This is a genomic window from Azospirillum sp. TSH58, assembly GCF_003119115.1.
In the GTDB taxonomy this organism is placed as follows: Bacteria; Pseudomonadota; Alphaproteobacteria; order Azospirillales; family Azospirillaceae; genus Azospirillum.
In genome coordinates this window covers 1035067-1057379 of the sequence record NZ_CP022367.1, presented here as the reverse complement: position 1 = coordinate 1057379, position 22313 = coordinate 1035067, and the positions used below count along the sequence as shown (strand labels likewise).

At 69.7% G+C, this 22313-nt stretch carries 22 protein-coding genes; 7 read left to right on the top strand and 15 right to left on the bottom strand.

From position 1 onward, the window contains the following. Positions 1-46: 46 nt before the first annotated feature. Genes TSH58p_RS26270 through TSH58p_RS26255 form a run of 4 tightly spaced genes read left to right on the top strand, consistent with a single transcriptional unit; the run spans position 47 to position 3694 of the window. Positions 47-976, top strand: coding sequence for a siderophore ABC transporter substrate-binding protein (locus tag TSH58p_RS26270; RefSeq protein ID WP_109071434.1), 930 nt, complete (start codon positions 47-49; stop codon positions 974-976). Between the two features lie 12 nt (positions 977-988). Next, positions 989-1966, top strand: a complete 978-nt coding sequence (locus tag TSH58p_RS26265; protein WP_109071476.1) for an ABC transporter permease — start codon at positions 989-991, stop codon at positions 1964-1966. Continuing rightward, positions 1956-2939 carry an iron chelate uptake ABC transporter family permease subunit gene (locus TSH58p_RS26260; protein ID WP_204165725.1) on the top strand — a complete coding sequence of 328 codons (984 nt, stop codon included), beginning with the start codon at positions 1956-1958 and terminating at the stop codon, positions 2937-2939. Before TSH58p_RS26265 ends, TSH58p_RS26260 begins: the two co-directional genes overlap by 11 nt. Beyond that, positions 2936-3694 (top strand): ABC transporter ATP-binding protein, encoded by a 759-nt coding sequence (locus TSH58p_RS26255; RefSeq protein WP_109071433.1) that lies wholly within the window; start codon positions 2936-2938, stop codon positions 3692-3694. Before TSH58p_RS26260 ends, TSH58p_RS26255 begins: the two co-directional genes overlap by 4 nt. 7 nt (positions 3695-3701) lie before the next feature. Here TSH58p_RS26255 and TSH58p_RS26250 read toward each other — a convergent pair whose 3' ends face one another. From TSH58p_RS26250 to TSH58p_RS26215, 8 genes are all read right to left on the bottom strand, one after another. Then, complete coding sequence (locus TSH58p_RS26250) at positions 3702-4790, bottom strand: alpha-hydroxy acid oxidase (protein ID WP_109071432.1); 1089 nt, start codon at positions 4788-4790, stop codon at positions 3702-3704. A gap of 49 nt (positions 4791-4839) precedes the next feature. After that, a complete protein-coding gene (locus TSH58p_RS26245; RefSeq protein WP_247874184.1) occupies positions 4840-5526 on the bottom strand; it encodes a tetratricopeptide repeat protein in 687 nt (228 codons plus the stop codon). Further along, positions 5526-6212 carry a Fe2+-dependent dioxygenase gene (locus TSH58p_RS26240; protein WP_109071431.1) on the bottom strand — a complete coding sequence of 229 codons (687 nt, stop codon included), beginning with the start codon at positions 6210-6212 and terminating at the stop codon, positions 5526-5528. The genes TSH58p_RS26245 and TSH58p_RS26240 overlap by 1 nt, the downstream gene beginning before the upstream one ends. Positions 6213-6360: 148 nt before the next feature. Further along, positions 6361-8652: a TonB-dependent siderophore receptor gene (locus tag TSH58p_RS26235; protein WP_109071430.1), complete on the bottom strand. Its 2292-nt coding sequence runs from the start codon at positions 8650-8652 to the stop codon at positions 6361-6363. Positions 8653-9022: 370 nt separating this feature from the next. Next, positions 9023-10573 carry a glycosyl transferase family protein gene (locus tag TSH58p_RS26230; RefSeq protein WP_109071429.1) on the bottom strand — a complete coding sequence of 517 codons (1551 nt, stop codon included), beginning with the start codon at positions 10571-10573 and terminating at the stop codon, positions 9023-9025. A 138-nt stretch (positions 10574-10711) separates the two neighbouring features. Beyond that, positions 10712-11098 (bottom strand): hypothetical protein, encoded by a 387-nt coding sequence (locus TSH58p_RS26225; protein ID WP_109071428.1) that lies wholly within the window; start codon positions 11096-11098, stop codon positions 10712-10714. Positions 11099-11120: 22 nt separating this feature from the next. Further along, positions 11121-11738, bottom strand: a complete 618-nt coding sequence (locus TSH58p_RS26220; protein ID WP_247874183.1) for a hypothetical protein — start codon at positions 11736-11738, stop codon at positions 11121-11123. Positions 11739-11791: 53 nt separating this feature from the next. Beyond that, positions 11792-12550 carry a phosphatase PAP2 family protein gene (locus tag TSH58p_RS26215; protein WP_199230190.1) on the bottom strand — a complete coding sequence of 253 codons (759 nt, stop codon included), beginning with the start codon at positions 12548-12550 and terminating at the stop codon, positions 11792-11794. A 219-nt stretch (positions 12551-12769) separates the two neighbouring features. Here TSH58p_RS26215 and ahcY point away from each other — a divergent pair, with 219 nt between their 5' ends. Continuing rightward, the gene (ahcY, locus tag TSH58p_RS26210) at positions 12770-14074 is read left to right on the top strand and encodes an adenosylhomocysteinase (protein ID WP_109071425.1); all 1305 of its coding nucleotides are present in this window, start codon (positions 12770-12772) and stop codon (positions 14072-14074) included. Positions 14075-14327: 253 nt separating this feature from the next. On the opposite strand, the gene TSH58p_RS26205 is transcribed toward ahcY, so the two are convergent. The 5 genes from TSH58p_RS26205 to TSH58p_RS26185 form a co-directional block, all read right to left on the bottom strand. Then, the gene (locus tag TSH58p_RS26205; protein ID WP_109071424.1) at positions 14328-14915 is read right to left on the bottom strand and encodes a hypothetical protein; all 588 of its coding nucleotides are present in this window, start codon (positions 14913-14915) and stop codon (positions 14328-14330) included. An 80-nt stretch (positions 14916-14995) separates the two neighbouring features. Continuing rightward, a complete protein-coding gene (locus tag TSH58p_RS26200) occupies positions 14996-15943 on the bottom strand; it encodes an Hsp33 family molecular chaperone (protein WP_247874182.1) in 948 nt (315 codons plus the stop codon). A 111-nt stretch (positions 15944-16054) separates the two neighbouring features. Further along, positions 16055-16969, bottom strand: a complete 915-nt coding sequence (argF, locus tag TSH58p_RS26195) for an ornithine carbamoyltransferase (RefSeq protein WP_109469567.1) — start codon at positions 16967-16969, stop codon at positions 16055-16057. After that, positions 16969-18123, bottom strand: coding sequence for an aspartate aminotransferase family protein (locus TSH58p_RS26190; protein ID WP_109469620.1), 1155 nt, complete (start codon positions 18121-18123; stop codon positions 16969-16971). The genes argF and TSH58p_RS26190 overlap by 1 nt, the downstream gene beginning before the upstream one ends. Positions 18124-18273: 150 nt before the next feature. Beyond that, positions 18274-19077 (bottom strand): ABC transporter permease, encoded by an 804-nt coding sequence (locus tag TSH58p_RS26185; RefSeq protein WP_109469566.1) that lies wholly within the window; start codon positions 19075-19077, stop codon positions 18274-18276. 80 nt (positions 19078-19157) lie between these two features. On the opposite strand from TSH58p_RS26185, the gene TSH58p_RS26180 reads away from it, so the two are divergent. Both TSH58p_RS26180 and TSH58p_RS26175 read left to right on the top strand, forming a co-directional pair. Continuing rightward, positions 19158-19718, top strand: a complete 561-nt coding sequence (locus tag TSH58p_RS26180) for a regulatory protein RecX (protein WP_109469565.1) — start codon at positions 19158-19160, stop codon at positions 19716-19718. A 74-nt stretch (positions 19719-19792) separates the two neighbouring features. Further along, positions 19793-20566: a hypothetical protein gene (locus TSH58p_RS26175; RefSeq protein WP_247874352.1), complete on the top strand. Its 774-nt coding sequence runs from the start codon at positions 19793-19795 to the stop codon at positions 20564-20566. 194 nt (positions 20567-20760) lie between these two features. Here the strand turns inward: TSH58p_RS26175 and rpmB are convergent, their stop codons facing one another. Further along, positions 20761-21063 (bottom strand): 50S ribosomal protein L28, encoded by a 303-nt coding sequence (gene rpmB, locus TSH58p_RS26170; RefSeq protein WP_109469564.1) that lies wholly within the window; start codon positions 21061-21063, stop codon positions 20761-20763. 163 nt (positions 21064-21226) lie between these two features. Then, positions 21227-22141: a phasin family protein gene (locus TSH58p_RS26165; RefSeq protein ID WP_109469563.1), complete on the bottom strand. Its 915-nt coding sequence runs from the start codon at positions 22139-22141 to the stop codon at positions 21227-21229. Positions 22142-22313 lie beyond the last annotated feature (172 nt).

The following is a 22313-nucleotide window of genomic DNA, read 5'->3' as shown; positions in this document are numbered from 1 at the left end:
CCCTTCCGGCATAGGCCGTCCCGGCAAAGTTGAAGGAGATTCAAGGATGAAGCTGACCCGACGCCACGCCCTCGCCATGACCGCCGCCGTGGTCGGCCTCGCCGCCCTGGCGCCCGTTGCGGGCCATGCCCAGGACATGACGGTGCGGCACGCGCAGGGCGAGACCCGGCTTCCCCCGAAGCTCGACCCCGTCCTGGTCTTCGACATGACTTCGCTGGACACGCTGGACGCGCTGGGCGTGGCGGTCGCCGGGGTGCCCACGGGGCTGAAGCCGCCGCACCTCGCCAAGTATGACGGGCCGTCCTATGCGAAGATCGGCACGCTGTTCGAACCGGATTACGAGGCGGTGAACGCCGCCGAGCCCGGCCTGATCATCGCCGGCGGCCGGTCCGCTCCGAAATACGCCGAGCTGTCGCGCATCGCGCCGACGCTCGACATGACGACCGATCAGAACGACTTCCTGGCCAGCTCAATCGCCAACGCCGAGACGCTGGGCCGCATCTTCGGCAAGACCGCGCTGGTCGAGCAGAAGGTGGACCGGCTGCGCGCCTCCATCGCCGAGCTGAAGGCGGTGGCGGGCAACGCCGGCAAGGGCCTGCTGGTCCTGACCACCGGCGGCAAGATGAGCGCCTACGGACCGGGGTCGCGCTTCGGCATCCTGCACACGGAGTTCGGCATCCAGCCCGCCGCCCCGGACCTGAAGGTCGCCAACCACGGGCAGGCCATCTCCTTCGAATTCATCCTGGAGACCAACCCCGACTGGCTATTCGTGATCGACCGCGACGCCGCCATCGGGCAGGACGGCAAGCCGGCCCGGCAGTTCCTCGACAACGACATCGTCCGCCGCACCACCGCCTGGCAGAAGAACCAGGTCGTCTACCTGAACGGCGGCAACTGGTACATCGTCGGTGGCGGGCTGGCGGCGCTCCAGCAGGATGTGGACGACCTCCTGGCGGCGCTGTCCAAGAAGTCCTGATCCGTGAAGACCCTGCCAACCGCCACGCTCCCGCTGGCGACCGTGGGCATCGGCCTGCTGGCCGTCTGGAGCCTGTTCGTCGGCGTCAGCGACGTGAGCCTCGCGACGCTGTTCGGTGGCACTCCGGGTGACGCCCCGGACCAGGCCACGCAGGTCCTGCTGGTCAGCCGGCTGCCCCGGACGCTGGCCCTGATCCTGGCCGGCGCCGCCATGGCGGTGTCGGGCCTGCTCCTCCAGATGCTGGTGCGCAACCGCTTCGTGGAGCCGTCCACCGCCGGGACCGCGGAATCGGCCATCTTCGGCATGATGATGGTCTCGCTGCTGGCGCCGGAGATGCCGGTGTTCGGGCGCATGGCCGTCGCCAGCCTGTGCGCGCTGGCCGGGACGGGGCTGTTCCTGGCGATCCTGCGGCAGGTGCCGCTGCGCTCGCCGCTGGTCGTGCCGCTGGTCGGCATCATGCTGGGCGGGGTCATCACGGCGATGACCGAGTTCATCGCCTACCGGCAGGACCTGATCCAGTCGGTGCGCGGTTGGGAGACGGGGGACTTCTCCGCCATCCTTCTGGGGCGGTACGAGCTGCTGTGGCTGAGCGCCGCCCTGACCGGCGTCGCCTATCTGGCGGCCGACCGCTTCACCGTCGCCGGGATGGGGCGGGACGTCGCCACCAACCTGGGCATCGACCACCGCAAGGTGATGGCGCTGGGGCTGGTCATCGTGTCGATGACCACCGCGGCGGTGATCGCGACCTGCGGCATGATCCCCTTCCTGGGGCTGATCGTTCCCAACGTCGTCAGCCTCGTCCGCGGCGACAACATGCGCGGGTCGCTGCCCTGGGTCGCGCTGATGGGGGCCGGGCTGGTGCTGGCCTGCGACATCGCCGGGCGGCTGGTGATCCATCCCTACGAGATCCCGATCGGGACGATGATGGGGGTCATCGGCAGCGCCCTGTTCCTCTATCTCCTGCTGCGGAGGAACGGCCATGCCGGCTGACCGCCGCATCCTGTCGCCGATGGTGGTCCTGGGCGGCCTGTCGGCGCTGACCCTGCTGTCGATCGCGCTGTTCATGACGCTGGGCGCGCGCGGCAAGTGGGACTTCATCCTGGCCTTCCGCGGCACCAAGATCGCCGCGATGGTGCTGGTCGGCTACGCCGTCGCCGTGTCGACCGTCCTGTTCCAGACGATCACCAACAACCGTATCCTCACCCCGTCGGTGATGGGGTTCGACCATCTCTTCCGGCTGATCCAGACGGTGCTGGTCTTCCAGTTCGGCAGCGGGCTGGTGGCGTCGCTCGACCCGCGCCTGCGCTTCGGCGTGGAGGTGGCGTCGATGGTCGTCTTCTCCGGCCTGCTCTACTGGTGGCTGTTCAACGGGGCGGGACGCGGCGACAACCGGCGCAGCCTGCATCTGCTGCTCCTCGTCGGCATCGTCTTCGGCGTGCTGTTCCGCAGCCTGACCGGCTTCCTTCAGCGCATCATCGACCCCAACGAGTTCCTGACCGTGCAGGACCGGCTGTTCGCCAACTTCAACCGGGTGGACATCGAGCTGCTGGCCGTGTCGGCGCTGGTGGTGCTGGCGGTGTCGCTGGCCGGCTGGCGGTGGCGGCGCACCTTCGACGTGCTGGCGCTGGGGCGCGACGCCGCGATCAACCTCGGCGTGGAGCACCGGCGCGCGGTGATGGCGGTGCTGGTGATGGTGTCCATCCTGGTGTCGGTGTCCACGGCGCTGGTCGGGCCGGTGACCTTCTTCGGGCTGCTGGTCGCCAACCTCGCCTATCTGGTGATCCGCTCGCACCGGCATGCGCTGATCCTGCCCGCCGCGGTGCTCCTTGCCGTGCTGACGCTGGTCGCCGGCCAGCTCGTGCTGGAGCGGGTGTTCGGCTACAACGCCGCGCTCAGCATCGTCATCGAGTTCGTGGGCGGTCTCGCCTTCCTGTTCATCCTGGTGCGGGGTTCGGCCCGATGATCGACGTCAAGAACATCAAGAAGAGCTACAACGGCACCGTCGTGGTGGACGGGGTGACGCTGTCCCTGCCGGCGGGCGGGGTGATCTCGCTGATCGGGGCGAACGGGGCGGGCAAATCGACGCTGCTGTCGATCATCAGCCGCCTGCTGCCGATGTCCTCGGGCACGGTGGAGATCGACGGGCTGGACGTGACCACCACGCCGGGCGAGGTGCTGGCCCGCCGCCTGTCCATCCTGCGCCAGGACAACCAGATCATGTCCCGCCTGACGGTGGAGGATCTCGTCGCCTTCGGCCGCTACCCGCACAGCAAGGGACGCCTGACCGACGCCGACCGCGGGCACATCGCCCAGGCGCTGCGCTATCTGGACCTGGAGCCGCTGGCCGGCCGATTCCTGGACGAGCTGTCGGGCGGCCAGCGCCAGCGCGCCTTCATCGCCATGGTGCTGTGCCAGGACACCGAATACATCCTGCTCGACGAGCCGCTGAACAACCTCGACGTCAAGCACGCCGTGGCGATGATGAAGCTGTTCCGCCGCACCGCGGACGAGTTCGGCAAGACCATCGTGCTGGTGCTGCACGACATCAACTTCGCCTCCTGCTACTCCGACCGCATCGTCGCGATGCGCGAGGGCCGGGTGGTGCACCAGGGGCCGCCGGAGGTCATCATCACGCCCGAGGTGATCCGCGACGTCTATGGCGTCGAGGCCCAGGTGATGGAGAACGCCGGCCAGCGCATCGCGCTGTACTATCAGTAAGGTCTTTTCAGAAGCGCGGCGGGTCGAAGATCACCGAACGGTCGATGTCGGCCAGCCGCGCCCGTCCGCTCAGCGCCATGGCGACCTCCAGCTCGGTCTGCAGGATGGTCAGCATGTGGGCCACCCCCGCCATGCCGCCGACCGCCAGGGCGTGCAGCACCGGCTGGCCGACGAGGACCGCGTCGGCCCCCAGCGCGAGGGCCTTCAGGATGTCGGTGCCGCGCCGGATGCCGCCGTCCGCCAGGATGGGCAGGCGGCCCGCCGCGCGGGCGGCGACCAGCGGCAGCACCTCCGCCACCGCGGGCAGCGTGTCGAGCGTCCGCCCGCCGTGGTTCGACACGATGATCCCCGCCGCCCCCGCCTCGACGGCGGGGTCCACGTCGTCGGGGTTCATGATCCCCTTCAGCAGCACCGGCAACCGGGTCTCGGCGCACAGCCAGCGCACCGTGTCCCAGGTGGCGGCGGCGTGCAGCATGCCCTGGAAGACGGGACTGCCGGGCCGCGACGGGGTGAAGGAATCCGGCGCCAGCCCTGTCAGATTGACCGGGGCGACGCCGTCGGGCAGGCGGAAGCCGGCGCGCTGCTCGATGTTGCGCAGGCCGCTGACCGGCGCGTCCACCGTCAGCACCAGCGCGCGGTAGCCGGCGGCCTCCGCCCGCCGCACCAGGGCCAGCGTGTCCTCCGGCCGCGCCTGGGTGTAGATCTGGAACCACAGCGGCCCGCCAGCCGCCGCCGCGACCTCCTCCAGCGTCACGCTGGACTGGGTGCTGACGGTCATCCAGGTGCCGGTGAGGCCCGCCGCCTGCGCGGTCGCCCGCTCCCCGTCGCGGTGGACCAGCCGGTGGAAGGCCATGGGCGCGATCAGGATGGGATAGGGCATGGCCTGCCCGAACAGGGTCGTCGCCGCGCTGGCCTGCGACAGGTCGCGCAGCGCCCGCGGCATCAGGCGCATCCGGTCGTAGGCGTCGCGGTTGGCCTGCCGGGTGATGCCGTCCGCTCCGGTCCCGGCGATGTAGGCGCGGGTCGCCGCATCGACGCGGGCGGTAAAGTGGCGCTCGTAGTCGTGGAGCGAGACGGTGTCGGCGGGAACGCTCATCGCGGATGTCCTCATGGATTGTCCCCTCTCCCCAGAGGGGAGAGGGCTATCAAGAACGGCCCTCCGCCAACACCGCCGCCCGCCGCGCCAGGGCGCGCAAACGTGGGTCGGGCTGGTCGGCCAGGGCGGCGGCCATGCCGCGGTAAAAGTCGGGGAAGCCGGTTTCCAGCGCCCGCGCGAACCACGCCAGCGCCTCCTCCGTCCGCCCGTCCTGAAGCAGCAGTCGGGCGTGGTTGAAGCGGCCCCAGCAGTCCCCGCCCTCCGCCGCGGCCTGGAAAAGTTGGCGGGCCCCCGCCCCGTCCTCGGCCACCGCGCGCCCGGCCTCGTGGAACAGGCCCAGCATGTTCAGCGCCTTCACGTTGCCCCGGCGGGCCGCCGCCGCGTAGAGCCGGTAGGCCTCGGCGTCGTCCGCCGGAACGCCGACGCCACGGCAATGCAGGTCGGCCAGATTGAACAGCGCCCACGCATCGCCCAGTCCGGCGGCCCGGCGGTAGTAAGCGGCGGCCTGGACGGGATCGGCGGGCACGCCCCAGCCGTGCTCGTGGCAGCGGCCCAGCATGTTGACGGCGCGGGCGTCGCCGCTGCGCGCGGCGATGCGGAACCACTCCACCGCCCGCGCCCGCTCGGCCCCGCCGCGGTCGAGGCACTGCTGCCCCAGGGCGAGCTGCACGTCGATGATGCCCGGCCCTTCCGTGGAAAGGGCAGCCGCAACGCCATTCCCCATGGCTTGGGCCATCACACCTCCGCCCAGCGCCGCAGCAGGTTGTGGTAGTGATTGACCAGGGCCAGCACGGACGGGTGCTGGTCGCCCAGTTCGCGGCGCAGGTCGATGATCGCGACGTCGAGGTCGTAGAGCATCGCCCGCAGCCCGTCGTCCTTGACCAGCGACTGCGTGAAGAAGAAGGAAGCCCAGCGCGAACCGCGCGTCACCGGGGTCACCCGGTGCAGGCTGCTCGACGGATAGACCACCGCGTGCCCCGCCGGCAGCTTCACGCCCTTGGTGCCGTAGGTGTCCTCGACGACCAGATCGCCGCCGTCATACTCGCCGGGATCGCTGAGGAAGATCGTGGTGGAGACGTCGGCCCGCATGCGCATGCCGCCGGTGCCCGGAATGGCCCGGATGGCGTTGTCCACATGGTTGCCGTAGGTCATGTCCAGGTCGTAGCGGTTGAACATGGGCGGCAGGACGCGCAGCGGCAGAGCCGCGGAATTGAAGGCCGGGTTGCGGCCCAGCGCCTTCAGGATGACCACGCCCAGCTCGCGGGCGGTGTCGCTCTCCTCCGGGATCTGCAGGTTGTTCTTCGCCAGCACCGCCTGGGAGCCCGCGGTGACGCGGCCATCGACCCAGGGCGACGCCTCCAGCACCGCGCGGCAGTGGGCGACCTCGTCGGCGGTCAGAACGTCGGGGATTTGCAGAAGCACGGGGAGGAATCCTTTTGCAGAAGACAGGGCGACCCCACCGCTTGTCCCCTCTGGGGAGAGGGGACAAGCGGCAAAAGCCCTATACATGGAAGAAGGCCGGACCGGTCCCCGGAGGATGGTCCGGGAGCACGGTCCGGCCTGGCCGGGATCAGAAGGTGACGCCGGCGGTCAGCATGAAGGTGCGGCCCGAGGCCGGCACCGCGCGCGAGGCGTTGAAGGCCGAGGCGTAGTTGCGGTGGTCGGTCAGGTTGTAGGCGTTGAGCGCCAGGGACAGGTTGTTGATCTCGTAGGACACCACGCTGTCCAGCGAGACCGTCTCCGGCACGCGGCCCGTGTTGGCGCTGTCGGCCCAGTATTCCGAGGCGTACTGGATGCCGCCGCCGACCATGACCTTGCCGGGCACGACGCCGGGGGCGAACTCGTAGGTCGACCACAGGCTGGCGTTGTGCTTCGGCACGTTCGGGGCCTCGTTGCCGACGACCGCCGCGTTGGTCCGCGACTCCTTGATCTCGCCGTCGAGATAGGCGTAGCTGGCGTAGACGCTCCAGCCCTCGACCACCTTGCCGCTCACCCCGGCCTCGAAGCCGCGGATGCGGGTGCCCAGGCCGGCCTCGGAGAAGCCGTCGGTGACCGTGCCGGTGGCCGGATCGACCGAGTAGGTGTTGCTCTTCTCGATCTGGAACAGGGCGCCGTTCACGCCCAGCCGCCCGCCGAAGAAGTCGGCCTTGCCGCCGATCTCGTACAGGTCGGTCTTCTCCGGATCGAAGTCGCGCCCGTTGCGCGGGGTCTCCGCCGTGCCGTTGGTGAGCTGCGCGGCGATGTCCACGCCGATCGGCTTGTTGGAGCGCGCGTAGGAGACGTAGAGCGACGCGTCCTTGGTCGGCTCGTAGATCAGGCTGGCCGACGGGCTGAGCGTGCGCGTGCTGGCGCTGCCGCCCGCCACCGCCGGGTCGGCGGCGCGGAAGGTGCTGCGGAAGTAGTCCCAGCGCAGGCCGCCCTGCACCGAAAGCTGGTCGAACAGCCACACGCGGTCGGTGACGAACAGGCCGGTGTTGGCGACGCTCGATTCACGCACGCCGGTCGCCGGGTAGGTGAGGAAGGCGTTGGCCGGGTAGTTGTGGCTGGGATTGCGGATGGTCTGGGTGTTGGTGCGGTTGACCCACGTGCCGCCGCGACGCTCGTCCTTCTGGTAGCTGAGGTCCAGGCCGCCGTTCACCTTGTGGTAGAGGCCGAGGAAGGTGCCTTCCGCCTTCGCACCCGCGACGTTCTGGACGCCCCAGCCCTTCTGCTTGAAGGCCAGGCCGCCGCCGGCGCCGTAGGCGATCACCGGGTTGCCGCCGTTCAGGAAGAGCGTGCTGTTGGCCGCGGTCAGCGCCGCCGGGGCGGTGGAGACGAAATCGCGCTCGTAATGGCTGTAGCGGCTGTCGTTGTAGAAGGACAGGGTCTTGCTGACCTCGTGGGCCAGGGTCGAGGTCACGACGTGGTTGTCGGTGTCGTCGCGGTCGTGATTGCGGACGTAGGACGTGGACCGGTCGAGGCCGAACTCGGGCGCCGGGCGGAACGTGCCGTCACGGCCGCGGATCATGGGCACGCCCATGTCCGGGATCTTCTCGCCGTTCAGGTAGGAGTAGTTCAGGTGCCAGGTCGTCGGGGTGCCCAGCCCCACGCCGAGGTCGGCGGCGATGCCCTTGCGCTTGGCCTCGACCTCGTCGCGGTCGGCGACGTCCTGGTCGTGGTACAGGCCGTTGATGCGCAGCGCCGTCGTCTCGTTGATCGGCTGGTTCACGTCCACCGTGGTGCGGTAGGTGGGGCCGGAACCGACCGACTGCTCGACCTTGTAGCGCTTGTCCAGCCCGGCCTTCTTGGTGCCCTGGTTGATGACGCCGCCGGAGTTGCCGACGCCGAAGCCGTTGCCCGACGGACCCTTGAAGACCTGCACCGTCTCGGTGTTGAAGACGTCGTGGGTGTAGACGCCGAAGTCCTTCAGGCCGTCGGTGTAGATGTCGCCGCGGGCGGTCAGGCCGCGGATGCGGAACTGGTCGCCGTTCTGGCCGCCGTTGCCCTCGCCGGTGGAGATGGTGATGCCGGGGACGTTGCGCAGGACCTGTTCCAGGGTCGTCGCGCGCTGCTGCTCGATGATCTCTTCCGGAACGACGTTGACGACGCGGGGCGTGTCCTTGACCGTGTCGGGCAGGCGGGAGATGCCGGTGGGCTTGGCGTTCACGTTCCCGCTGTCCGCCGGACGGTCGGCGCCGACCCGCACCGGGTCGAGGACGGTGGCGTCACCGGCCGCGGTGCCCGGCGCGGGCGCGGTCCCCGAACCGGCCGTCTGCGCCTCGGCCACCGTCGCCAGGGTGGAGAAGGACATCGCCAGCCCCGCCGTCGCGGCGGCGCCGGCGATGATGGGTCGGAGGCGGTCGGGGACATTCGATTGCAACATGAGGCTCTCCCGAAAAGTCGTCGTGGCGGATGCGCCGATCAGCGGCGGGTATCTACCAATCGGGGTGGCGCCCCCTTCAACGGCGATCATTCAGAATAATTCTAAATTGCAAAATCACCGTCATTCAGCCCCATCGCATGCGGGGATATGCTCTTTGGCGGAGACCCATGACGGCCTCTCCGGCGGCTCGCCCGGCGCCCGGGAGAAACGGGTTTTTCATTTGCGTTACAATGATTTAAAATGCCTGTTCAGGGGCTTTCAAAGACCCCTGCGGGTGGTGGCGGGGCCGGACTGTTGCAAAGCAGCAACGTCGATAATAAGAATTATTCTCAATACGCAGATCGGCCGCGGCTCGAACGTCTTTTATACGTCAGCCCGGAATCCGCACGGCCAGCGCCGTCTGGCCGAGACGGGCCTTCCAGAGCTGCTCGGCCAGCCGCAGGGCGTCGGCGAAGGCCGGCCCGGTGGCGCCGGGAAGGGCGAACAGGGCAAAGGCCGCGGTGCCGATGATGACGCGCTCGGCCCGCGCGTCGCGCACCGCGCCGGTCCACACCCCCTGCCAATATTCCAGGCTGGTGCCGCGCGGGCGCGGTGTCGGCGGCGGCTCGTCCATGCAGGCGGGCAGGATGAGATCCTCCGCCTCGCCGTTGACCAGACGGTGAATGGAGGAGGGGCGGAAGGGCGAGAACTGGGCGACGTCGCGCACGCTGCCCAGCACGGCCATGTGCTTCCAGCCGAGGATGCGCGCGGCGTCGCGGTGCAGTTCCCGGTAGGTCGGCTTCGCCGCACCCAGCAGGGAGGTCTTGGCCTTGGCCGGCTTCAGCAGATGCACCGCCTCGAACACGGCGGAGCGGGTCTGGGTCAGCCGATGCAGCCCGATCAGCCGGTAGATCTGCGGGGACAGGGCGGCGAGCGGCGCGTAGGCGATCCGCTGCGTCGCCAGCGCCGCCGCGATCTCCCGCGCGTTGGTGCAGACCGGGATGCCCACGGTGGGCGCGATGAACTCGTACCGGCCGGAGGCCGCGCTGCAGCCCGTGCTGCCGTGCAGCAGCACCCGGTGACCGGCCTGCGCGACCAGCCGGGCGGCGTGGAAGAACCAGGGCGGGTTGTGGTAGTTGGGCGAGGTGAAGCAGGGCCAGTCGATGTCCGCCTGGATCGTCCGCCCCAGCCCGGCGGCGACATGCGCGCGCATCGCCCGCACCATCCCGGCCAGTTCCGGCGCGGTCGAGCCGCGCATCCGCATCATGCCGAGAAGCGCGCCGACCTGGACCGGATCGGCCTCGCCCGCCAGGACGATGGCCATCGCCTCCTCCGCCTCCTCGGCGGTCAGGGGGCGTCCATGGCCGCCCCCGGCGACGCCCAGCACGCCGATGTGACGCGCCAGACGGTCCTGCGCGGGGGCGTCCGGCGCGATCCTCTCCAGCTTCGCGTCGATCTGCGCCGGGGACGGCTGCCCGTCCAACAGGCCGGCGGGCCGGACCTGGAGCGGCGGCGCGTCGATGCCGGTCGGCACGTTCCAGCGGGGATCGAAGGTCTCGTCGGGCGCCGGGCGTTCCACTGTCGGTTCGAACAGGGCGTCGATCCCGCGGGCCAGCGCCTGGACACGCGGGCGCAGCGCTTCGGCGAAGGGCGTGGGCACCAGACCGCGGCCCGAGCGGATGAACAGGGGATCGCCGAACTCCTCGCGCATCTGCGCCAGGAGCCGGCTGAGCGCCGAGGTCTGCAGACCAAGGTCGCGGGCGGCCAGCGTGACGTTCCGTTTCGACAGCAGCGCGTCCAGCGCGACGATCAGACGGCCGCGCGACAGCCGGTTCTCCTGGGTGCCAGGGGCGGACTTGCCCTGACCGGACGCCTCCGGTTCCGCCACCGGCGCCGCCACCGGCGCCGGACGGGATGTCCCGTCCCTCCTCTTGACCGTCATGTGTTTTCAGCCCGAATGCGGTTGCCTCGCCGGTTGACGGCTGCCTATCATGATAATGATACGCATTTGCATACCAACGCAACACGCATGGCCCTCCCCTCCTTCCTTCGAAAGAGGGGAGCCATGGGCTTCGGAAACTCAGTCCTCGGACGCTTCGGGCGTGGAAATGGCGGGCTTGGGGGCGGCGGCCTGCTCCGCCTGGATCCGCTCGACGATGCGGGTCAGCGCCGCGGCGTCGAACGGGCTGTCCATGTTCAGGTCCTGGGCGAACTTGCGGATCACGCCGATGGCGCGGCGCCGGGTCACGATCTCGATGTCGCCGGGCCGCGTCCGCTCGACCACCGGCCCCTTGTAGTAGCCGCTGCCGACGCGCCACTGGCGCTGCCCGTCCGCCCGCCATTTGGTGCCGTCGGACAGCACCATGCAGCGGTTGCCCTCGGTGAAGGCATCGACGGTGGCGATCCTCTCCGGGCCGGTCTGGCTGTTGTGGATCGTCACCTGATCCCCGACCCTGAACGCTGTCATTCTGTGATCATCCTCATCTCAGTCAGTCGCGATCCGTCACCGGACCGCCGGAATGGAACCGCGCGTCCTGGTCGCTCTCGCGCCGCTCCTCCACCGCCGCCATCAGACGCGACTTCGCGGTGGCGCGGCTGTCGGGCGTCCCGTCCTCCGTCCGCTGGCCCGGCGGCCGGCTCCGCGAGGCGGAGCGAACGCCGTTCAGCGCCGCCAGGAAGCCGGTGGCCGGGCGCATCGTCCTGCCGCCGCGCAGGCCGGGCGGCGAACCCGCCGCCGGCAATTCCGATGGCGGCAACTCCGGCGACGGCGACTTCACCGCCGCGGCAGGGACGGTTACGGGAACGGCCACCGGAACGATCTCGGCCTCCACCTCACCGGACGGCGCCCGCCGCTCGGCGGCCTCGGCGCGGGCCAGGGTGGTGGCGCGCTCCACGACCAGCGTCCGGCATTCGCCGTCCAGCGTTTCGTAAACGCGCTTGGCCTCGTTCAGTTCATGCAGGTCTTCCGTTTCCAGCGTGCGGTCCAGCGCGCTGGAGAGCAGCCGGAACTCCAGCACGCCCGGCACCCGCGCCTCGTCCACCGCGCGCTTCAGCACGCCGACGGCTTGCAGGGTTTCACGGTCCAAAGTGCCTTCGGGCATCGACATGCTGTGGGTTGATCGGCGGGATCACCCGAAATATCGGCTGAGGCCGGGCGGGGTCAAGTGCGATCCGGCACCGTTCCGGACTCATCCTCCGGTTCGACGGCACCGCGTCTTTGCAGCCACAGGGCGACGAGCCAGCACAGTGCGGCCCAGCCCGCCCCGACGCACCAGCCCGCCAGGACGTCGGTCGGCCAATGGACGCCCAGATAGACGCGGCTGCAGCCGACCAGCAGGGTCACCGCCATCGCCACGACGAGCACATAGGCCTTCTGCCGCCTCCCCTCGACGAAGCGCGCCAGCATGGCGCCCAGCGTCAGGAAGACGACCGCCGACAGCAGCGAATGGCCGCTGGGGAAGCTGGCGGTGAAGACGATGTCGCCATGGGGGACGACATCCGGACGCTCCCGCCCGATCTGGTTCTTCAGCAGGCCGCTGATCGCCATGCCGCCGCCGACCGACAGCAGCACCAGGAGCGACGCCCCGCGCTTTCCGCGAAGCAGCAGGAAGCCCAGCGTCACCGCGGTGATCAGCGACAGCACGGTGATGCTGCCCAGCGCCGTGACGTCGCGCGCCGCGTTGTGAAGCCAGGGCGGCCCCAGCGGCGTCGCCGGATCGCCGGCCACCCGCAGCGCCAGCAGCACCGCGCGGTCGAAGGCCGCCGTCTCGCCCTCGATCACCTCGCCGGCCAGCAGGGCGAAGGCCAGGATCAGCCCGGCGCTGACCGCCATGCCGACAAGAAGCCGCAACTCGTGCCGGCCGAGCCTCGTCCAGAAGCCGGGTGCCCTCAATCCTGCCAGCGCCATCGCCCGTCCCATGCCTCCCGTCGGTCGCAGAACGGTTATGGGAACGCCGGCCTCCGGGGAAAAGGTCCGCCGGGGCGACGCGGACGCGGCCGAACGAACGACCCCGCAAACATAAAGATATCTTTATGCTTGCGGGGGCCGGATGGCGCTGCTACACCAACGCCACAGCGGGCCGGTGCGCCCGCCCCTTTTCATTGCTGTCCCGCAAACAGCCGCGCAGGAGACCCCCCGATGGCCGCGCCCGCCAACTTCACCGACTACAAGGTCAAGGACATCAGCCTCGCCGAGTGGGGCCGCAAGGAAATCACCATCGCCGAGACCGAGATGCCCGGCCTGATGGCGCTGCGCGCGGAGTTCGGCGAGTCCAAGCCGCTGGCCGGCGCCCGCATCGTCGGCTGCCTGCACATGACCATCCAGACCGCCGTGCTGATCGAGACGCTGACCGCTCTCGGCGCGACCGTCCGCTGGTCGTCCTGCAACATCTTCTCGACCCAGGACCAGGCCGCCGCCGCCATCGCCGCCGCCGGCATCCCGGTCTTCGCCTGGAAGGGCGAGACGGAGGAGGAGTTCTGGTGGTGCATCGAGCAGACCCTGCGCGGTCCGGACGGCTGGGTTCCGAACATGATCCTGGACGACGGCGGCGACGTCACCCAGATCATGCACGACAAGTATCCGGAGATGCTGGCCGAGGTCCGCGGCCTGTCGGAGGAGACCACCACCGGCGTCCACCGTCTCTATGAGATGATGAAGAAGGGCACGCTGAAGGTTCCGGCCATCAACGTGAACGACAGCGTCACCAAGTCGAAGTTCGACAACCTCTACGGCTGCCGCGAGTCGCTGGTCGACGGCATCAAGCGCGCCACCGACGTGATGGTGGCCGGCAAGGTCGCCGTGGTCGCCGGCTACGGCGACGTGGGCAAGGGCTCCGCCGCCTCGCTGCGCTCGCAGGGCGCGCGCGTCCTGGTGACGGAGATCGACCCGATCACCGCGCTCCAGGCCGCCATGGAAGGCTATCAGGTCGTCACGATGGACGAGGCCGCCCCGCAGGGCGACATCTTCGTCACCGCGACCGGCAACGTGGACGTCATCACGCTGGACCACATGCGCCAGATGAAGGACCGCGCCATCGTCTGCAACATCGGCCACTTCGACAGCGAGATCCAGATCGAGGCTCTTCGCAACTACAAGTGGGAAGAGGTCAAGCCGCAGGTCGACGAGGTCGTCTTCCCCGACGGCAAGCGCCTGATCGTCCTGGCCCAGGGCCGTCTGGTGAACCTGGGCTGCGCCACCGGCCACCCGAGCTTCGTGATGAGCGCCAGCTTCACCAACCAGGTGCTGGCCCAGATCGAGCTGTGGACCAACGCCGCCAGCTACGAGAACAAGGTCTACGTCCTGCCGAAGCACCTGGACGAGAAGGTCGCCCGCCTGCATCTGGACAAGATCGGCGCCAAGCTGACCACGCTCTCCGCCAAGCAGGCCGAGTACATCGGCGTGAAGGTCGAAGGCCCGTTCAAGCCGGACCACTACCGCTACTAAGCGGATCCGGACGGATCGGAACGGAAAGGGCCGCCCCACGGGGCGGCCCTTTTTGTGTTTGGGGCGCGCTGTTGCCCCCACCCTTCCCACGGCTTTGCCGTGGGCCCCTTCCCTCCCCCGCTGCGCAGGAGAGGGAAATTTAGTCCCCTCCCCTGCGCAGCTCTCGCGCAAACCAGAGGTTTGCGCTGACGCGGCAGGCGGACCTTTTGGTCCGCCGAGAGCGGGGGAGGGCTAGGGAGGGGGCAAGAGTTCCCTAACGCCGCACCATCGGCGCCAGGTCCTTGCGGATGCCCGCGTCCAGCCGGGCGTTCAGGTCGTCCATCATACGGCGGACGAGGTCCTGGAGCGTCGCCTCGCGGTCGGCCACCGAGATGTTCTCCGGCACCGTGGTGGAGTGGGTCACCGTCGCCTTGGTCATGCCGCGGAAGGTCGTCTCGCCGGGCAGTTCGCCGCCGATCTCGACCTCGATCCGGCCGTCGTAGCGCTGGGCCTGATCGTTGGTGAAGTAGCCCTTCACCCCGCCGGTCTTGGGAAGCTGGACCTCGACGATGCTGGCCTCGCGGATGGTGACGCGGACGCGGCCCGGCCCGCCCGCGGCCTGGAGCCGCTCGTTGGCCCAGCGGCGCACCGCCTCGGCGGGCGGCAGGGGGATGCGCTGGTCGACGGCGGTGCCGGCCGGACGGTGGGCGTCCACCACGTCGACGCTGCCAGCGCTCAGCACGATCGGGCCGAAGTTGGAATAGTCGATGGGCCGGGCCGCCGGACGCGGCGGCGTGCTCTGGCAGGCCGTCAGGGCCACGGTGGCGAGAGCGGCGGCGAGAACGAAACGGCGGGTGGGCATGATCGCTCCGGTGAGACGGAAAAACGGCGCGGCACTATAGCCGCGCCGCCTCCCAAGCGCATCCGGAACCTGGAGCCGCCTTACTTCGCCGTCCCGTAGACCCGGTCGAGGTCCGCGTCGTCGAAGTGGTAGGCGGTGGAGCAGAACTGGCAGACCACCTCGACCCGCCCGTCGTCGATCTTCAGGCTCTGCACCTCGTCCCGCGGCAGGCGGGACAGCATGTCCGACACCCGCTCGCGCGAGCAGCGGCAGCCGAAGCGCAGGGCCTTGGGCTGCCACACCCGAACGCCGTCCTCGTGGAACAGGCGGAACAGCAGGTCGCGGGCCGGCAGCTCCGGGTCGAGAAGCTCGTCGCCGGTGGTGCTGGACAGCAGGACCATGGCGCGGCGCCACGCGTCCTCGTCGCCGGAACCGAGCACCTTTTCCGTGGCGTCCTGCGGCAGGCGCTGGATCATGATGCCGCCGGCCCGCCAGGCGCCCTTGCTGCCGTCCGGCAGGGTTTCCTGGTCCACCGACACGGTCAGGCCGGTGTCGATCTGCTCCGACTGGCGGAAATAGTGCTGCACGCAGTCGGCCAGCGTCTTGCCGTACAGCTCGACGATGCCCTGGTAGCGCTCGGTGTTCGGCCCCTGGTCCACGGTGAAGGCGATGTGCCCCTTGCCGAGCAGGGCCGGCGCCGGGGCGATGGCCACGTCGTCGCCGGCCTTGGCCAGCGCTTCCTCGTCGAACTGCGCGTAGGCGCGGATGTCGCCGACCGAGGTGATGTCCGCCACCATCAGCCGGACCGGCCCGTCGCCCTTGGTCTGGAGCGTGAAGATGCCGTCGTACTTCAGCATGCTGGACAGCAGCATGGCGAGCGTCATCGTCTCGGCCAGGAAACGGGCGACCGGCTCCGGATAGGCGTGGCGGGTCAGGATTTCGTCCAGCGCGGGGCCCAGCTTCACCATGCGGCCGCGCAGGCGCGACGCCTCGATCTGGAAGGGAAGAACGAGATCGTCGGCGATCGGTTGGACGGAAGGATCGTCCATGATGTCCTCGAAGTTACGACAGGCCATGGCCCGGCGCCGCCATCCCGCTCATCGCGGGGGGCGGCGCCGGGCCATGACTCCAATTCCAAGGGCTCCTAGCCCCAAGTGCTCTTAAATAGTGGCGCCGAGGCACCATGCCAGTATGGCCTTCTGGGCGTGCAGGCGATTTTCCGCCTCGTCCCAGACGACCGAGTGCCGGCCGTCGATCACCCCGTCGGTCACCTCCTCCCCGCGGTGGGCGGGCAGGCAGTGCATGAACAGGGCATCGGGGGCGGCCAGCGCCATCAGCGCCTCGTTGACCTGATAGGGACCCAGGATCGCCGCCCGCTCGTCCACGTCGGTGTTGTGCATGGAGGCCCAGGCGTCGGTGACCACGCAGTCGGCGCCGCGCACGGCCTCCTCCGGCGAGGTGGTGACGGTGATCCGCCCGCCCTCGCGCTTCACCCAGTCCAGCAGCTCCGGCGCCGGGCCGTAGATGTCCGGGCAGCCGAGGCGGATCTCCACGCCGAGGCGCACCGCGACATGGACCCAGCTCACCGCCACGTTGTTCACGTCGCCGATCCAGGCCACCGTGCGCCCTTCGATGGGGCCGCGATGCTCCTCGAAGGTCATCACGTCGGCCATGATCTGGCAGGGGTGCGACTGGTCGGTCAGGCCGTTGATGATCGGCACGGAGGCGAACTCGGCCAGCTCGTGCACGCGCTCCTCGCCCATGGTGCGGACCATCACCGCGTCCACGTAGCGGGACAGGACGCGGGCGGTGTCGCCGATGGTCTCGCCGCGGCCGAGCTGCATGTCGTCGGGCTTCAGCACCACCACGTCGCCGCCGAGCTGGCGCATGCCCACCTCGAAGGAGACGCGGGTGCGGGTCGACGGCTTCTCGAAGATCATCGCCAGCGTGCGGCCCGCGAACAGCGAGCGGTAGGCCGGGATGTCCTTCTTGATGGTCGCGGCCATGGCGAGGATCTGGCGCAGGGTCGCCTTGTCCAGCCGGTCGATGTCGAGGAAATGACGAACGGCGGACATCACACCAGCTCCTTGGCGGTCTTGGCGAGGATGGCCACGGCCTCCTCCACCTCGGCTTCGCCGATGTTGAGCGGCGGCAGCAGCCGGACCACGTTGTCGCCCGCCGGAACGGACAGCAGGCCGTTGGCGCGCAATGCCGCCACCACGTCGCCGACCGCCGGGCCGCAGACGAGGCCGAGCATCAGCCCCTGGCCGCGCACGCCCTTGAAGACCGACGGGTTCCCGGCCACCAGCCCGGCCAGACGCTCCTGGAGCAGGCCGCCGATGCGCTGCACATGGTCGAGGAAGCCGGGCTCCAGCACCTTGTCCAGGACGGCGTTGCCGACCGCGGTGGCCAGCGGGTTGCCGCCGTAGGTCGAGCCGTGGGTGCCGGCGGTCATGCCCGACGCCGCCTTTTCCGTCGCGAGGCAGGCGCCCAGCGGGAAGCCGCCGCCGATGCCCTTGGCCACCGCCATGACGTCCGGCGTGATGCCGGCCCATTCATGGGCGAACAGCTTGCCGGTGCGGCCCATGCCGCACTGGATCTCGTCCAGGAACAGCAGCAGCCCGTGCTGGTCGCACAGCTCGCGCAGCCCGCGCAGGAACTCCACCGAGCCGGCGCGGATGCCGCCCTCGCCCTGGATCGGCTCCAGGCAGATGGCGGCGGTCCGATCGGTGATGGCGGCGCGCACCGCCTCCAGATCGCCGAAGGGCACGAGGTCGAAGCCGTCGAGCAGCGGGCCGAAGCCCTTGATCAGCTTCTCCTGCTGCGCCGCCGACACCGCGGCCAGCGTGCGGCCGTGGAAGGCCTGCTCGAAGGTGATGATGCGGGTGCGGGCCTTGTCGCCCTTCTCGTAATGGTATTTGCGGATCAGCTTGGCGCCGCACTCCCACGCCTCGGCGCCCGAGTTCGTGAAGAACACGGTGTCGGCGAAGGTGGCCTCGGTCAGCCGCTTGGCAAGGCTCTCCTGCCCGGCGACCCGGAACAGGTTGGAGGTGTGCCAGAGCTTGTGGGCCTGGGCGGTCAGCGCCTCGACCAGATAGGGATTCGCGTGGCCGAGGACGTTCACCGCCACACCGGCGGCGAAGTCGAGGAATCGTCGCCCGTCGGTCGCGTACAGATACGGACCTTCGCCGCGCTCGAACACGATGTCGGCGCGGGCATATGTGGGCATGACGACCGGAATCACAGCGAAAACCTCCGAATGAGGAAAGCCCGGCGGACACCCTCGCCCGCCGGGAACCGTCGAATATCAAGATGTCACTTCGGCCTGTCAACGGATTGGCTACGCCGACCGGCCGGATTCGACCGGATTCGCGCGGATTTACGCCTTCAGCTTGTAGCCCGTCTTCAGCATGCGCCAGGCCAGCCACCACAGGGCGCCGTTGACGGCCAGCATGACGAGAATCCCGATCCCCAGCGTACCGTCCGACCGCCCGATGAAGCCGTAGCGGAAGCCGTCGATCATGTAGAAGAACGGGTCGAAATGGGCGATCCACCAGAAGACCGGCGGCAGCGTCTCCACCGAATAGAAGGTGCCCGACAGGAAGGACAGCGGCGTCACCACGAAGTTGGTCACCGCCGCGATGTTGTCGAACTTCTCCGACCAGATGCCGCCGACCAGCCCGAGCAGCGACAGCAGCATGGAGGCCATCAGGGCGTGGAAGATCACGAACTCCGGATGGGCGATGCGCACCGGGACGAAGGCCCAGATCGCCAGACCGGTGACCAGTCCGACCAGCAGGCCGCGCGTCACCCCGCCCATGACGAAGCCGAAGACCAGCTCCAGCGGGGCCATCGGCGGCATCAGGATGTCGACGATGTTGCCCTGGACCTTCGCGATCACCACGGAGGAGGAGGTGTTGGCGAAGGCGTTCTGGGCCATCGCCATCATGATCAGGCCGGGCGCCAGGAACTCCAGATAGGGCACCGTCCCGATCATCCGCACCGCACCGCCCAGCGCCAGCGCGAAGACGGCGTAGAACAGCAGGGTGGTGACCACGGGCGCCCAGACGGTCTGCTGGTGCACCTTCAGGAACCGGCGCACCTCGCGCGCGTAGAGGGTCCACAGGCCGACCCAGTTGACGGCGCCGACCTGGCGAGGCATGGGAGGGAGAGGATGAGTCATCGCACCACGATTCACAGGATTGGACCGGACTTTAGGGCGCGCCGCCCGTTCCGGCAACCGCCCCCGGACGGGAGACAGCCATGACCCGCGACCAGCCGCCGGCCCGCAAGCCGCCGCGCCTCGTCACCGCCCAGTATCTGGAGAACGCGGCCCTGCACTATCTCCAGCGCTTCGCCAGCTCGTCGGCCAGCCTGCGGCGCGTGCTGATGCGCAAGGTCGACCGCTCCGCCCAGGCCCACGGCACCGACCCGGCGGAGGGCGCGCGCTGGGTCGAGGACCTGATCGCCCGCTACCAGCGCAGCGGCCTGCTGAACGACGTGGCCTACGCGGAGATGCGCGCGGCCAGCCTGCACCGCCGCGGCACCTCGACCCGCGCCATCCGCGAGAAGCTGTCCGCCAAGGGCATCGGCCGCGACGAGGCCGACCGCGCCCTGGAGTCGCTGGACGAGGAGGTGGAGGGCGACCTGAACCTGACCGCCGCCCTGGCGCTGGCCCGCCGCCGCCGCCTCGGCCCCTACCGCCTGCCGGAGAAGCGCGCGGCGTTCCGCGACAAGGATCTGGCGGCGCTGGGCCGCGCCGGCTTCGCCTACGACATCGCCCGGCGGGTGGTGGACGCCGAAGACCCCGACTCGGTGGAGTAACCCCCTCCCCTCCGCGGCCCGTTCGCCCCGTCCGGCTGTTGTTCGGCAAACGCCACCGGTTCGGGAAAGCAGACATGCGCCACGCCGCCCTCGCGGGCCTCACCCTCGCCGCCGGGCTGCTCGCCGCCGCCGGAAGCGCCCGCGCGCAGGACGACGAGCGCATGGCGCTGTCGTCGGAGCTGCCGATCACCGTCGAGGACGCCGCCGCCATCGAGAAGGGCAGCGTCGACGTGAAGGTTCGCGCCTTCTTCGACCGGCTGAAGGGGGACGGCGGGCGCAACCGCCTGACCTTCGACCCGGAGTTCCAGGTCGGCGTGGCCAACGGCTTGGCGCTGAAGGTCAATCCCGGCTACCGCGTGGGCAACGCCGACGACGCGCAGCAGGGCGACGTCAAGCTGTCCGCCGAATACAACATCCGTGAACCGTCGCAGGGGCGGCTGGGCCTGTCGGTGGAGCCGCTGGTCAGCATCCCCTATGGGTCGGGGAGCAAGACGACCGAGGCTGGGATCACCGGGCGCCTGACCCAGCCGCTTGGGCCCGCCGCCGGCGCGCCGCGCCTGCACGCCAACCTGTCCTGGCGGCATCTGTTCGATCCGGAGCCGGGCGAGCGCGAGAACCGCTTCATCATGGCCGCCGGCATGAACGCCCCGGTCGGCCCCGCCACCGCGGTGGCCTTCGACGTGGTGCGCGAGCAGTCGCAGGAGCGCGGCAAGGCCGACAATTTCCTGGAGGCCGGCGTCCGGCATCTCGTCGGCGAAGACCTCGCCGTGGGGGCCGGTGTGGGCGTCGGGTTCGGTCCCGATTCGCCGCGCTACCGCCTGCTGCTGGGCGTGCAGCGGTCGTTTTAGGACAAGCCCCGAAAACGACAAAACGCGCGCAAAGCCTTTCGGCGATGCGCGCGGCACTCTCAACCGGGGTTCGGTGCAACCGAGAGTCGGAGTCGTCCTGGTGTGGGGCTTGCGCCCGGCCGCGGAGTTTGCCGCCCCGCGGTGACGTCACCAGAATCGCCTGGACGCGCTCCGGCGCCTCCAGGCGGTCAGCCTCAGGCCGCGACGGCCTGCTGCTTGTCCTGGGCCTTGGCGATGCGGCGCTTCAGGCGGCGCGCATCCAGGCTGAGGACCTCGTCCTTCGCGTCGAGCAGGAAGGCGTCGAGGCCGCCCTTGTGCTCGATCGAACGGATCGCGTTGGTGGAGATACGCAGGCGCACCATCTGACCCAGAGCGTCGCTCAGCAGCGCGGTTTCCTGCAGGTTCGGCTGGAAACGGCGGCGGGTCTTGTTGTTGGCGTGGCTGACGTTGTTGCCAAACTGCGTGCCCTTACCGGTCACGGAGCACCGACGTGCCATCGGACTGATCCTTTATTTTAGCAAATGAAACCCGGTCCCGGGCAGCATTCCGCCCGAAGGAGGCGGCGTTATAGTCGAACAAGCGCGCGCCCGTCAAGGAAGGAAGAGACGGGCGCGCGCCGATCGACGGTCCCCGGGCCGGCGGGGACCGCGATCCGGTGAATCACTGGGCCGCGGGAGCGGCGGCCTTCGGGGCGGCCTTGGCAGCTTCCGGCTTCGGCGCTTCCGTCTTGGCGGCTTCGGCCTTGGGGGCTTCGACCTTCGGGGCCTCGGCCTTCTTGTCTTCAGCCTTCACGTCGGCTTTCGGGGCTTCCGCCTTGGGCGCCGGGGCGGGGGCCGCCTCGACCTTCGGCGTTTCGGCCTTCGGGGCTTCGACCTTCGGAGCTTCGACCTTCGGGGCGGCCGCCTTCACCGGCTCCGCCTTCGCAGCGGGCGCCTCGGCCTTCGGGGCGGCCTTCGGGGCGGCCTTCGGGGCCGCCGGAGCGGCGGCCTTGGCCGGAGCCTTGCGGGCCACCGGGGCCTTCTTCGGCGCCGGAGCGGGAGCCGCCTCAGCCTTCACCTCGACCTTCGCCTCAGCCTTCGGCGCCTCGGCCTTCGGCGCTTCGACGGCGGGGGCCGCGGCCTTGGGGGCTTCCGCCTTCGGAGCGGGAGCCGGCGCGGCGACCGGAGCGGCAGCCGGAACGGCCTTCGGCGCCGGAGCGGCCGGCGACAGGGCCACCGGGGCGACGCCCAACTCGGCGGCGATCTTCGCGGAGACGTCGAGGACGGTCTGCACCTGGTTGACGACCCGGGCCTGGGCGACGGTCGCCCATTCGCGCTGGACGGCCACGAGGTCCGCCGGGCTGCGCACCTTGGCGAATTCGCCGGCGAGGTGGGTCGTCTCGCCGATGCCGGCGGTCACGCCGTCGAGCAGGCGGCGGCAGCCGTCCTGCACCACGCCGGCGACGCGCGTGCCGCGGGCGGCGTAGGTCTCGGCGTTCGCCTTGCCCAGCGGCGACAGGGCCAGGGGGCCCAAGGTCAGGGGCCCCGAGGTCAGGGGATTGAAGCGCTCGAAAAGGTCCAGAAAGTTGGCGGCCATGTCCTAAGGTCTCCCGTTGACGACTCGACGCGGAGGCGGTTTCGGACAAGTCAACTCCGGCTCATACCCCAGGAGACTGCGGGCAAACCTCTCGCCCAAGCGCCACAAAGGCGCTCCTTTCCCGCCCATGCCACCTTATGCACGGGAGATTCACCGCGCAACGGAAATGTTG